The organism is Stenotrophomonas sp. YJH_SMC_135, from assembly GCF_059372355.1.
This window is the reverse complement of sequence record NZ_JCAFVN010000005.1, coordinates 149,147-161,340: the sequence shown is the minus strand read 5'-3', so window position 1 is coordinate 161,340 and position 12,194 is coordinate 149,147. Positions and strand designations below refer to the sequence as shown.

Annotated in this window: 13 protein-coding genes and 1 riboswitch; of the genes, 7 read left to right on the top strand and 6 right to left on the bottom strand. The window is 68.1% G+C overall.

The window, feature by feature from the left end; all coding sequences use genetic code 11:
* Positions 1-32 precede the first annotated feature (32 nt).
* Entirely contained in the window at positions 33-716 is a 684-nt protein-coding gene (bioD, locus tag AC5P98_RS17315; protein ID WP_495230125.1) for a dethiobiotin synthase, read from the bottom strand.
* A 68-nt stretch (positions 717-784) separates the two neighbouring features.
* Here bioD and AC5P98_RS17310 point away from each other — a divergent pair, with 68 nt between their 5' ends.
* Together AC5P98_RS17310 and AC5P98_RS17305 are read left to right on the top strand one after the other, a co-directional pair.
* The gene (locus tag AC5P98_RS17310) at positions 785-1,267 is read left to right on the top strand and encodes a GAF domain-containing protein (RefSeq protein WP_032959222.1); all 483 of its coding nucleotides are present in this window, start codon (positions 785-787) and stop codon (positions 1,265-1,267) included.
* Positions 1,264-1,626 (top strand): TfoX/Sxy family protein, encoded by a 363-nt coding sequence (locus tag AC5P98_RS17305; RefSeq protein WP_014645820.1) that lies wholly within the window; start codon positions 1,264-1,266, stop codon positions 1,624-1,626. The genes AC5P98_RS17310 and AC5P98_RS17305 overlap by 4 nt, the downstream gene beginning before the upstream one ends.
* Positions 1,627-1,717: 91 nt before the next feature.
* Here the strand turns inward: AC5P98_RS17305 and AC5P98_RS17300 are convergent, their stop codons facing one another.
* Complete coding sequence (locus AC5P98_RS17300) at positions 1,718-2,296, bottom strand: histidine phosphatase family protein (RefSeq protein WP_075076142.1); 579 nt, start codon at positions 2,294-2,296, stop codon at positions 1,718-1,720.
* Between the two features lie 142 nt (positions 2,297-2,438).
* A riboswitch (cobalamin riboswitch) is annotated at positions 2,439-2,661 on the top strand.
* A 115-nt stretch (positions 2,662-2,776) separates the two neighbouring features.
* Here AC5P98_RS17300 and btuB point away from each other — a divergent pair.
* Positions 2,777-4,618: a TonB-dependent vitamin B12 receptor gene (btuB, locus tag AC5P98_RS17295; protein WP_032959224.1), complete on the top strand. Its 1,842-nt coding sequence runs from the start codon at positions 2,777-2,779 to the stop codon at positions 4,616-4,618.
* 99 nt (positions 4,619-4,717) lie between these two features.
* Here btuB and gph read toward each other — a convergent pair whose 3' ends face one another.
* The 3 genes from gph to AC5P98_RS17280 form a co-directional block, all read right to left on the bottom strand.
* Positions 4,718-5,374, bottom strand: a complete 657-nt coding sequence (gene gph / locus AC5P98_RS17290) for a phosphoglycolate phosphatase (RefSeq protein WP_495230123.1) — start codon at positions 5,372-5,374, stop codon at positions 4,718-4,720.
* A 64-nt stretch (positions 5,375-5,438) separates the two neighbouring features.
* Positions 5,439-6,230, bottom strand: a complete 792-nt coding sequence (locus tag AC5P98_RS17285; RefSeq protein WP_014645816.1) for a class I SAM-dependent methyltransferase — start codon at positions 6,228-6,230, stop codon at positions 5,439-5,441.
* Positions 6,227-7,156, bottom strand: a complete 930-nt coding sequence (locus AC5P98_RS17280) for a LysR family transcriptional regulator (protein ID WP_014645815.1) — start codon at positions 7,154-7,156, stop codon at positions 6,227-6,229. The genes AC5P98_RS17285 and AC5P98_RS17280 overlap by 4 nt, the downstream gene beginning before the upstream one ends.
* Positions 7,157-7,264: 108 nt before the next feature.
* On the opposite strand from AC5P98_RS17280, the gene AC5P98_RS17275 reads away from it, so the two are divergent.
* Positions 7,265-7,903, top strand: coding sequence for an NAD(P)-dependent oxidoreductase (locus tag AC5P98_RS17275; protein ID WP_032959230.1), 639 nt, complete (start codon positions 7,265-7,267; stop codon positions 7,901-7,903).
* A 91-nt stretch (positions 7,904-7,994) separates the two neighbouring features.
* The gene (locus tag AC5P98_RS17270) at positions 7,995-8,906 is read left to right on the top strand and encodes an MBL fold metallo-hydrolase (protein WP_049408276.1); all 912 of its coding nucleotides are present in this window, start codon (positions 7,995-7,997) and stop codon (positions 8,904-8,906) included.
* A 250-nt stretch (positions 8,907-9,156) separates the two neighbouring features.
* Here the strand turns inward: AC5P98_RS17270 and dinB are convergent, their stop codons facing one another.
* On the bottom strand, positions 9,157-10,251 hold the full coding sequence (dinB, locus tag AC5P98_RS17265; RefSeq protein WP_049408302.1) for a DNA polymerase IV: 1,095 nt from the start codon (positions 10,249-10,251) through the stop codon (positions 9,157-9,159).
* Between the two features lie 191 nt (positions 10,252-10,442).
* On the opposite strand from dinB, the gene fabA reads away from it, so the two are divergent.
* Both fabA and fabB read left to right on the top strand, forming a co-directional pair.
* Positions 10,443-10,958, top strand: coding sequence for a 3-hydroxyacyl-[acyl-carrier-protein] dehydratase FabA (gene fabA / locus AC5P98_RS17260; protein ID WP_014035851.1), 516 nt, complete (start codon positions 10,443-10,445; stop codon positions 10,956-10,958).
* The gene (fabB, locus tag AC5P98_RS17255; protein WP_049408278.1) at positions 10,958-12,166 is read left to right on the top strand and encodes a beta-ketoacyl-ACP synthase I; all 1,209 of its coding nucleotides are present in this window, start codon (positions 10,958-10,960) and stop codon (positions 12,164-12,166) included. The genes fabA and fabB overlap by 1 nt, the downstream gene beginning before the upstream one ends.
* Positions 12,167-12,194 lie beyond the last annotated feature (28 nt).

The window sequence follows — 12,194 nt, the reverse complement described above, 5'->3', positions numbered from 1 at the left end:
GGTTGCCGGCCAGCGGCCGGCACTACCCAGGATCACTCGAGCAGGTGCGCGCTCAGCGCTTCGCCATCCGCACCCGGCAGATGCGGCAGCCGTCCCCAGCACGGCATCGGCAGGCGCTGCTGCAACGTGGCGATGTTCTCATCCTGGCGCTGCATCGCAGGGTCGATGTGGTTGCCGATCCAGCCCAGGCACTGCACGCCGCTGGCCTGCAGCGACTGCGCAGTCAGCCGCGCATGGTTGACGCAGCCCAGCCGCATGCCCACCACCAGCAGCACCGGCAACTGCAGTGCTCGCACCAGGTCCAGCTGGTCCAGCGTGGCCGAGACCGGCGCCAGCCACCCACCGGCGCCTTCCACCACCACGATGTCGGCCTGTGCGCGCAGTCGCGCGAACGCAGCGACGATCGGCGCCAGTTCCACCTGCACGCCGTCCTCGGCAGCGGCCAGCTCCGGTGCCAGCGGCTGCCGCAGCGCATACGGGTTCAGATCGGCATAGTCCGGCACCGGCCAGCTGGCTGCCTGCAGCGCCAGCGCGTCTTCGTTGCGCAGGCCCTGCCCCAGGTCTTCGCTGCCGCTGGCCACCGGTTTCATGCCCACCGCGCGCAGGCCGCGCCGGCGCAGCCCATGCAGCAGCGCGGTGCTGGCCGCGGTCTTGCCGATCTCCGTATCGGTGCCGGTGATGAACAGGGCGGGCGGCAGCGTAGCGGGCAACGGCATCGATGGGCTCCAACAGGGCAACAGAGCGTGCATTATCGCCGGCCCGGCGCGCTTGCTAGACTGCGGGCATGTTCGCCAATGCCTCGCTTACCGGCAGCAAGCCGGAACAATACGCCCAGCTGCTGGAACAGGCCCGTGGCCTGGTCTACGCCGAGTCCGACCGCATCGCCAACGCGGCCAACCTCTCCGCACTGGTCTACCACGCCCTGCCCGACCTGAACTGGGTGGGCTTCTACCTGTACGACGGCAAGGAACTGGTGGTCGGCCCGTTCCAGGGCCTGCCGGCCTGCGTGCGCATCCCGCTGGACAAGGGCGTGTGCGGTGCCGCCGCCAGCCAGCGCGTGACCCAGCGCGTGGACGACGTCGATGCCTTCCCCGGCCATATCGCCTGCGATTCGGCCTCGCGTTCGGAACTGGTGGTGCCGCTGCTGCGCGGCGATGAACTGATCGGCGTGTTCGACATCGACAGCCCCAAGATCGGCCGCTTCGATGCCGATGACCAGGCCGGCCTGGAAGCCATCGCCCGCGTGTTCGTCGAGGCGCTGGGATGAGCGCGCCGAAGCTGCGCAACATCGGCCCCAAGAGTGCAGCGTGGCTGCGCCAGGTCGGCCTGCGCAGCCGCGAGGACCTGGTCGCGACCGGCGCGGTCGGCGCCTTCGTCAAGGTCAAGCGCGCCGGCTTCAAGCCCAGCCTGAACCTGCTGTACTCGCTGGAAGGCGCGCTGCTGGACTGCCACTGGCAGGAACTGAGCGAGCCGCAGCGTGAGGCGCTGGTGCAGGATTACGAAGCACGCATCGCCGCGCATCCGCTGAAGGCGGCCGGCCCGGCGTCGGGTCCGGTGCATGAGCAGCGCTTCGATGCCGACGATGACGCGGAAGACAGCGTGACCGAGGATGCGGACGAGGATTGACTGCACCGGTAGTGCCGGCCGCTGGCCGGCAACTGCGTGGTCTTTTCAACGTTCCCGAGACTGCCGGCCAGCGGCCGGCACTACCGATGGGTTACGGCTGCTGCAGTTCCAGCAGCTCGCCTGCCAGCCCGGCTTCGCCACGTTCCAGCCGTACCCGCAGGCGCGTGCCGTGGTCGATGCGCAGTGCCCAGCACAGCGACATCGGCAGGCCGCAGACCTGCGACAGCACCATGCGCAGCGGGCCGCCATGGCTGACCACCAGCGTTGGCACCGGGTCGTCATCATCGAGCAGTCGATCCAGCGCGCGCGCGATACGCCGCTCGAAGTGGCCCCAGCTTTCACCGTTGGGCGGTGGGAATGCATGCGGATCGGCATGGAAGGCCGCCAGTGCATCCTCCGGCAGGTCGAACAGCGGCTGCCCGTCCCAATCGCCGAAATCCAGCTCTTCCCATTCCTCCTCCGCTTCCACGTCCAGCCCGCGCGGGGTGGCCAGGGCCATCGCCGTGTGCAGCGAGCGCAGCCGCGGCGAACTGATCACCCGTTCCCAGGGCTGCGCAGCGTAGGCGTCGACCAGTTCCTGCGGCAGGCGGGCCAGCTGCGGTGGATCGCTGCGGCCATCGAGGAACTCATCGCGACCGTTGCCGGCATGGCGGACCAGGTCGAGGATCATGCGTGCGTCCTGTACAGGCAACGCGGGAACAGCGGAAAACGGGCGGACATCGGCAACGGCACCACGGGATCGAGGGACCATTCTAAGGGCACAGCAAAGGCAGTCGGGTACGCTCGACGCTACGGGCCGCCTGCGATGCCGTAGACTGCGCGCACTTCCAGGTGACCTGCGGCCATGGCCGGCAGGTTGAAACGGGAAGCCGGTGACGCGTGAATCCACGCCAGGCCGGCGCTGCCCCCGCAACGGTAAGCACGTCAGTTCCAGGCAACAACGCCACTGTGCCGCAGGCATGGGAAGGCGCCTGGACGGTGGCCTCGCGCCACCCGGCGGCAAGCCCGGAGACCGGCCCGGAAGCCTCAGGTCGCGGTGCGGTGGGCATGGCGCTGGATGACCGCAGCCTGCGCTGCGGCGTCGGCGCATGCCTGCCTTCGCGGCTCCTCCCCTTCGCCACGCGGGCGTGCGTGGCACCTGGAGTCCCCCATGAAGCTGCAGTCCCGAATGCTGTCCCTGGCCGTGCTGGCCGCCCTGCCCGCGCTGGCCCAGGCCGCCGATGACACCACCGCGCTCGACCAGATCCTGGTCACCGCCACCCGCACCCCGATCGCCCTGCAGGACAGCATCGCACCAGCCCAGGTGATCGACCGCGCGCAGATCGAATCCAGTCAGGCCACCTCGTTGCAGGAACTGCTGCGCGGCCGCGCCGGCATCAACCTGACCAATGCCGGCGGGCTCGGCAAGCAGAGCTCGCTGTTCCTGCGCGGCACCAACTCGGGCCACACCGTGGTGCTGGTCGATGGCGTGCGCATCAACAGTGCCGACCTCGGCCTGGCCATGTACCAGGACCTGCCGCTGGCGCAGATCGAACGCGTGGAAATCGTGCGCGGCCCGCAGTCCAGCCTGTACGGCGCCGACGCCATCGGTGGCGTGATCCAGATCTTCACCCGCCGCAACCAGGGCGATTTTGCTCCGCACTTCCAGCTCGGTGGTGGCAGCAACGGCCTGCGCGAAGCCAGCGGCGGCATCGGAGGTGGCACCGAACGCGGCTGGTTCGGCGCCGACATCGCCTACCAGCATTCCGATGGCGTCGATGCCTGCCGTGGCTCGGCGACGCTGTTCACCGGCTGCTTCGCCGACGAACCCGACCGCGACGGCTACCGCAACCTGTCCAAGAGCCTGCGTGGCGGCTACACCTTCAACGACCAGTGGAATGTGGAAGGCAGTGCGCTGCGCGCCGACGGCAGGAACCACTACGACGGCTATTACAACTACTCGGAAATCCGCCAGCAGGTGCTGGCCGGCAAGGTGCGCTACACCCCGTCCGGGCGCCTGGCCTTCACCGCCAACGTCGGCCGCAGCGACAACGAGTCGGACAACTTCGGCGACTTCGGCGCACGCGGCAGCGCGCAGACCCACCGCGACAGCGCCTCGCTGCAGGGTGACTTCACCTTGACCGGAAGCCAGCTGCTGAGCACCGGCGTGGACTGGAGCGAAGACAACCTGGATGGCAGCAGCGCGGGCTACCTTGTCGACAGCCGCCGCAACACCGGTGTATTCGTGCAGTACCAGGGCCGCTTCGGCCGCCACCAGCTGCAGGCCAGCGCGCGCAACGACGACAACCAGCAGTTCGGCAACCACGCCACCGGCAGTCTCGGCTGGGCAATGCAGCTGGACCACGGCCTGCGCGTCAATGCCAGCTACGGCACCGCCTTCAAGGCACCGACCTTCAGCGACCTGTACGACCCGTGGAGCGGCGTGCCGACGTTGAAGCCGGAGAAGTCCAAGAGCGCCAACCTCGGTGTTTCGCAGCAGGGCCAGGGCTGGCATTGGGGCCTGGACGTGTACGAGACCCGCATCGATGACCTGATCACCTACGATGCGTCCACGATGAAAATGCAGCAGGTGGAGAAGGCGCGCATCCGTGGCGCCGAACTGACCGGTGGCGTGCTGCTGGCCGGCTTCGACCTCAACGCGCAGCTGAGCTACACCGACCCGCGCAACCGCACCCATGGCAGCACCCAGTTCGACAACTGGCTGCCGCGCCGTGCACAGCAGACCGCGCGCCTGGACGTCGACCGCCGCTTCGGCGATTTCCGCGCCGGCCTGACCGTGCAGGGTGCGGGCAAGCGCTATGACGATGCCGCCAACGCGGTGAAGGTCGGTGGCTACGGCACGCTGGACCTGCGCGCCGAGTACGCGCTGACGCCGGCGTGGTCGCTGCTGGCACGTGCCGCCAACGTGTTCGACCGCCGCTACGAGACGGTGGCGTGGTTCAACCAACCCGGCCGCGAATACCAGCTGAGCGTGCGTTACCAGCCGAAATGACCGCGACGGTCATGGTAGTGCCGGCCGCTGGCCGGCAACATCGTGACCCTCGGCAACGTCCTCGGGGTTGCCGGCCAGCGGCCGGCACTACCCCCTGCGTCAGCCCTGCAACCCCGGCAACTCACGCAGGTCGTCAATCACCGCCACCGCCTGTGCGGTGGCCAGGTCCAGGCCACGCGGATAACCGTAACGCACCAGTGCGATCGGCATACCCGCCTCTTCAGCGGCGCGGTAGTCGGTCAACGAATCACCCACCATCAGGCAGGCATCCACCGCCAGCCCGAAGTGCGCAGCGATGTGCCGCAGCGGCTCACCGCTGGGCTTGCGCTGCGGCAGCGAATCGCCGCCCAGTACCAGCGCGAACGCATCACCAATGCCCAGGTGCTGCAGCAGTGGCGGCACCAGCGCTTCGGGCTTGTTGGTGCAGATCGCCAGCGGAACATCGCGTGCACGCAGCTGCATCAGCGCTTCGGCCACGCCATCGAACAGGCGCGGGCTGCGCAGCAGGCACTCACGGTAGTGCACCATGAACACCGGCATCACTTCGGCCAGGTCGACCTCACGACCCGCGGCATGCACGGCCTGCTCGACCAGGCGGCGCACACCGTCGCCGATCCAGCCCAGAACCGTGGCTTCCGGCACGCGTGCCATGCCGATGTCTTCCAGCGTGCGGTTCAGTGCTTCGGCGATATCAGCTGCGCTGTCGACCAGCGTGCCATCAAGGTCGAACACGACCAGCGGATAGGGATACGACAAGGGACGGCACCTGCACGACGTGGGGCCGCCCATTGTACGCCGCTGGTTTCTGCGCCGATCCGCCTCAACCGATCCGGCGTGCGCGGGTGGCCAGGAACGTTGGCAGGTAGCGGTCGATCAGGAAGCGCGGCTGCGGCTGCCAGTCTTCCATGAAGCGATCGATGACGAACCCCGCATCCAGCTGCCCGCCGATCAGTTCGGTCAGGCTGTGGCCAAAGGTCAGCGCATCGCCGCGGCCGAGTTTCGCCTCACGTTCTGCGGCGGGCAGGTCTTCCAGGTCCGAATAGGGAATGGCGTACTGCGGCCGGATCAGGCCCTGCGCATCGAGCTGCGGATCGCGCGCGCCGACGAACAGCACCGGGTTGTAGAAGCTGGCCATCAACATGCCGTCGCGCGCCAGCACGCGGCGGCATTCGGTCCACACCGGGCGCACGTCGGGTACGTACAGGTTGGAGATCGGATGGAACACCACGTCGAAGCTGTCGTTGGCGAATACGTGCAGGTCGCGCATGTCGCCCTGCACCGTGCGCAGCTGCAGTCCATCGCGCGCCGCCACGCTGCGGTCCTGTTCCAGCTGCCCGTCGGAGAGATCGAACACGGTGACGTCGGCGCCCGCAGCGGCCAGCACCGGTGCCTGCTGGCCCCCGCCCGAGGCCAGGCACAGGATGCGGCGGCCACGCACATCGCCCAGCCAGTCCAATGGCAGCGCGCGTGGGGTCAGATGCACCTGCCAGCGGCCTTCGCGCGCGGCGGCAATGGTTGAACTTTCCACCGGGCGCGACCATTCGCGCACTTCGCTGGCCTGGCGGTCCCAGGCAGCACGGTTGTGGTCGATCAAGGCCTGTCCATGGTTCATGTGTTCTCCTTGCCCGGTGGGCGCCAATCCAGATCCTGGAAGGCCGGGCTGGCGAAACACTCGGCCAGGTAGTCCAGGAATCGCCGCATGATAGCGGGCTGCTGTCGTCGTGACGCGTACACGGCATGAATGCCGAGTTCGTCCAGGCTGAATTCGGGCAGCAGTTCGATCAGCTCGCCGGTACGCAGCAGCGGCGCCACCTGGTAGGTCGGCAGCATGGCGATACCGGCACCGGCCCGCACCGCCTCCAGCAGCAGCGAGGCCTCGTTGGCGCTGATGTTGCCGCCTACCGCCACCGACAGCGAACGGCCGTCCCGGTGCAGCTGCCACAGGCTCTTGCCGACGTAGTGGTGGGTCAGGCAGTTGTGCGCGGCCAGATGCTCGGGAGCAGTCGGCGTGCCGCGTGCCTGCAGGTAGGACGGCGTCGCGCACAGCACCGAGCGGCAGGTGGCCAGCCGCCGCGCGATCAGGCTGGGATCGATCTGGCGCGCGATGCGCACGGCCAGGTCCACCCGCTCCTCCACCAGGTTCACCGTGCGGTCGACCAGCAGCAGCTCGATGCGTGCCGCCGGATGGCGCGCAACAAAGCCGGCCACCGCCCGCGCCAGGTGGCTCTGCCCGAACGACACGCTGGCAGTCACCCGCAGCGTGCCATGCGGCTCCGGATCATCGCTGGCCAGCTCGCCCTGCAGTTCCTCGCCGATCGCCAGCATCTGCCGGAAGCGCGCCAGCGCCGCCTCGCCCGGGCCGGTCAGGCTGACCCGGCGCGTGGTCCGGTGCAGCAGGCGTGCGCCCAGCCAGCCCTCGACCTCAGCCAGGTAGCGGCTGACCATCGCCCGCGACATGTCCAGCACCTCTGCCGCCGCGGTCAGGCTGCCGCGCTCGGCCACCTCGACGAACACGGTCATGGCGGTCAATCGGTCCATATGCTCGATCCATGCAACAAACAAGCGCGTTATACGCTGTTTTTCGAGCGACTGCAGCGGCCTAGAGTGGCGCCATTCCCACCCCACAGCGCCCCACGGAGTCCTGCCATGAAGATCGCCCTCGTTGGTTCCACCGGCAACATCGGCCGCCAGATCGCCCGCCACGCGCTGGCCCGCGGCCACGAACTCACCGTCATCGTGCGCAGCGCGCAGGACCTCCCGGCCGAGCTGGCCGGTGCCCATCCGGTGATCGCCTCGCTGGATGACCAGGACGCGCTGGTTGCCGCCATCGCCGGCCACGACGTGCTCGCCAGTGCCTACGGCCCGCGCCCGGGCGATGACATCGGCCGCGTCGGCGAGGTCGCCGCGCAGCTGGCGGCTGCCGCGCGCAAGGCCGGCGTGCCGCGCCTGGTGGTGGTTGGCGGTGCCGGCAGCCTGGAAGTCGCACCCGGCGTGCAGCTGGTCGACACCCCCACCTTCCCGGAGGCCTACAAGCCGTACGCGCTGGCCCACCGCGAGGCGTTCAACCGCCTGCAGGCAGTGGACGACCTGGACTGGACCTTCTTCTCGCCGGCCGCCGAAATCGGCCCGGGTGAAGAGCGCGGCCAGTACCGCGTGCAGCCCAAGGCGTTCCTGGCCGATACCAGCGGCCACAGCCGCATCAGCTACGCCGACTATGGCGCGGCGTTCGTCGCCGAACTGGAAGCGCACGCGTATCCGAAGCAGATCATCACCGCAGCGTATTGATCCACGCACGTCCCATGTAGAGCCAAGCCCGCGCTCGGCTCTACGCGAACATGCAGCCGGGCATTGGCCCGGCTCTACACAAGGAATTCCCATGCGTACCGCTGCCCTGCTGCTTCCCCTCGCCCTGGCCGCCAGCTTCACCAGTGCGCCGCTGCTGGCCGCACCGGCCACCACGGCGCCGGCGGCGGCGACGAAATCCCAGCTGCACCTGCAGACCTTCCATCCCGGCCCGCAGGCAATGTTCTCGGTGTCCTCGGTGCTGATCGAAGGCCGCCACGACGCGATCCTGGTCAATGCGCAGTTTGGTGCCAGCGATGCGCGCAAGCTGGTCGAGCTGATCCGCGCCAGCGGCAAGCAGCTGACAACGATCTACATCAGCCACGGTGATCCGGACTACTACTTCGGCCTGGCTACCCTGCAGGACGCGTTCCCGCAGGCGCGCATCGTCGCCACCGCGCAGACCGTCGCCCATATCCAGCAGACCCAGGCCGGCAAGCTGGCCTACTGGGGACCGAAGATGGGTGCCGACGTGCCCGCGCGCATCGTGCTGCCGCAGGTGCTGGATGGCGATGCCCTGGAGCTGGAAGGCCAGCGCCTGCCGCTGATCGGCCTGGATGGCCCGACCCCGGACCGCACGGTGCTGTGGGTGCCGTCGCTGCGCGCGATCGTCGGTGGCATTCCGGTGGTGGCCGGCGAGCACGTGTGGATGGCCGACACGCAGACGCCGAAGTCGCACACCGACTGGCTGCAGACCCTGCAGCGGTTGCAGGCACTGAAGCCGAAGGTGGTGGTGCCGGGGCATTACGCGCCGGGTGCGGCGCTGGATGCCAGTGCGTTGCGCTTCACCGCGGACTACATCCGCGCGTTCGATGCCGAGACGGCAAAGGCCAGGGACAGTGCGGCGCTGGTGAAAGCAATGCAGTCGCGCTACCCGAAGCTGGATGGCGTGGCATCGCTGGAGCTGAGTGCGAAAGTGGCCAAGGGCGAGATGCAGTGGCCTTGAGGTAAAGGGTTGTTTTGCAGGGCTGCGCCCTGCACCTGCTCAATGCAACGGCAACAGCTGGATATCTGTGGGTTGGCGGGGTGGGTCCGATGGCAGGGGACGCCGTGAACCCGTCCATGGGGGCTTGGTCGCGGCATCCATGCCGCTCACGCCCCCGCAACCGGACCCACCTCGCCTTCGACAGATCTCGGCAATCTGCTGGGGTCGGATCCCGTTGCTGCGCAACGGGCTCTGACCCCGCCTTTGCCGATCAGAGGGATGTGGAATCGCTCGGTCCGTGCTCGAACAATTCCCCCTGCACCATGGCCTCCTTTTCGCGGAACCCACCCAGCCCGACGCCGACCAGGCGGTAACGCGTCTCCGCCGGCAGGTCGACGCGGGCGCGCAGGGCCAGTGCGATGTCGCGCAGTTCTTCCATCGATTCCGGCGGGCGCTCCGGGGTGAAACTGCGGGTGAGGATGCGGAACTGCGCGGTCTTCAGCTTCAGCACCACGGTGTGGCCGACGCGTTCGGTCTTGCGCGTGGCATTCCAGGTCTTCTCCGCCAGCTGCACGATCGCCTCGCCCAGGTCTTCCAGCAACAGGTCCTCGGCAAAGGTGTCCTCCGAGGAGATCGACTGCACCTGCTGGTCCGGTTCCACCGGCCGCTCGTCGATGCCGCGTGCACGGTTGTACAGGCTGCGGCCGAAACTGCCGAACGCCTCTTCCAGGTCGACCAGGGACCACTGCCGCAGGTCGCCGCAGGTGACGATGCCACGCGCGGCAAGTTTGCCTTCCATCACCTTGCCGACGCCTGGCACCCGGTTCACCGGCAGCGGCAGCAGGAAGGCGTCCACCCGCTGCGGTGGAATCACGAACTGGCCATCGGGCTTGCGCCAGTCCGAAGCGATCTTGGCCAGGAACTTGTTCGGCGCGATCCCGGCTGAAGCGGTCAGGTTCGTCTCCTCGCGGATCTGCGCACGGATGGTGCGGGCGATGTCGGTGGCCAGTTCGATGCCGCTCTTCGGCTCGGTCACGTCCAGGTAGGCCTCGTCCAGCGACAACGGCTCGACCAGGTCGGTGTGGCGCAGGAATATCTCGCGTACCTGGCGTGACACCGCCTTGTAACGTGCAAAGTCCGGCGGCACGAAGATCGCGTCCGGACACAGGCGTTCGGCGCGCAGCGCCGGCATCGCCGAACGCACGCCGAACACGCGTGCCTCGTAGGACGCCGCACACACCACCGAGCGCGCGCCGCGCCATGCCACAACCACCGGCTTGCCGCGCAGTGACGGATCGTCGCGCTGCTCCACCGACGCGTAGAACGCGTCCATGTCGACGTGGATGATCTTGCGCAGTCGGGTCATGTCAGGCGGAAAGGGCGGGGGCGTGCCGAACGGGCCACACGCCGAAGTATGGTCGTTGCACATCAACAGGATGCGCGTATTCCATTGAAAACACTACGGTTGCGTACGGTTGAAATGTTTGATCGGCGCAGTTTCCACGGGCATCCTCGAACGCTTGTTTCCCTGTTTCCCCGCTTCCAGGATTGTGCTTCATGACCCGTCTCCACGCGTTCAACCGCGAACAGCTGCTGGCCAGCGCACGCGGTGAACTGTTCGGCACCGCCGCCGGCCGTTTGCCCAACGATCCGATGCTGATGTTCGACCGCATCACCGACATCCACGAGGACGGCGGACCGCACGGCAAGGGCATGGTACGCGCCGAGCTGGATATCCGCCCGGACCTGTGGTTCTTCGGCTGCCACTTCATCGGCGACCCGGTGATGCCCGGCTGCCTGGGCCTGGACGCCATGTGGCAGCTGACCGGCTTCTTCCTGACCTGGCTGGGTGCCCCCGGCAAGGGCCGCGCACTCGGCTGCGGCGAGGTGAAGTTCACCGGCCAGGTACTGCCGGACGCCAAGCTCGTGCGCTACGAGATCGACATCAGCCGTGTCATCAACCGCAAGCTGGTGATGGCCCAGTCGGACGCCCGCATGTACGTGGATGACCGCGAAATCTACAGCGCGCGCGACCTGCGCGTCGGCCTGTTCACTGAAACCGGGAGCTTCTGATGCGTCGCGTCGTCATCACCGGCATGGGCATCACGTCCTGCCTCGGCAATGATCTGGATACCGTTTCGGCCGCGCTGCGCGAAGGGCGCTCGGGCATCACCGCCTTGGCCGACCATGCCGAAGCGGGCCTGCGCAGCCAGGTCGGCGGTCGCGTCGACCTCGATCTGGAGGCGCTGATCGACCGCAAGCAGAAGCGCTTCATGAGCGATGCGGCGGCCTTCGCTTACCTGTCCATGCGCGATGCCATCGCCGATGCCGGGCTCAGCCCCGAGCAGGTCAGCAACCTGCGCACCGGCCTGATCGCCGGTTCCGGCGGCGGCTCCAGCGAATGGCAGATCGGCGCGGTCGACCTGCTGCGCGAACGTGGCGTGCGCAAGGTCGGCCCGTACATGGTGCCGCGCACGATGTGCTCGACGGTCTCGGCCTGCCTGGCCACGGCCTACCAGATCAAGGGCGTCAGCTACTCGCTGTCGGCCGCCTGCGCGACCTCGGCGCACTGCATCGGCGCTGCCGCGGACATGATCCGCCACGGTGCGCAGGACATCATGTTCGCCGGTGGCGGTGAAGACCTGCACTGGTCGATGAGCGTGATGTTCGATGCGATGGGCGCGCTGTCGACCAGCTTCAACGAGACCCCGGCCAGCGCCTCGCGTCCGTACGACAAGGACCGCGACGGCTTCGTCATCGCCGGTGGCGGCGGCATGCTGGTGCTGGAGGACTACGACCACGCCGTTGCGCGTGGCGCGCGCATCCATGCCGAGCTGATCGGCTACGGCGTGACCTCCGATGGCGCCGACATGGTCGCGCCGTCCGGCGAGGGCGCGGTGCGCTGCATGAAGATGGCACTGCAGGGCGTCGATCGCCCGCTGGACTACCTCAACACCCACGGCACCTCGACCCCGCTGGGCGATGTCACCGAGCTCAACGCGATCCGTGAAGTGTTCGGCGATGCGGTACCACCGCTGTCCTCGACCAAGGCGCTGTCCGGCCATTCGCTGGGCGCGGCCAGCGTGCACGAGGCGATCTACTGCCTGCTGATGATGCGCGATGGCTTCGTCGCCGGTTCGGCCAACATCGGCGAGCTGGACCCGAAGGTGGAGAGCTTCCCGATCCTGCGCGAGAGCCGCGAGCAGAAGCTGGACACGGTGATGTCCAACAGCTTCGGCTTCGGTGGCACCAACGCTGCGCTGGTGTTCGGGCGGGTGTGATTGAACAGGTGTGCCGACCAACGGTCGG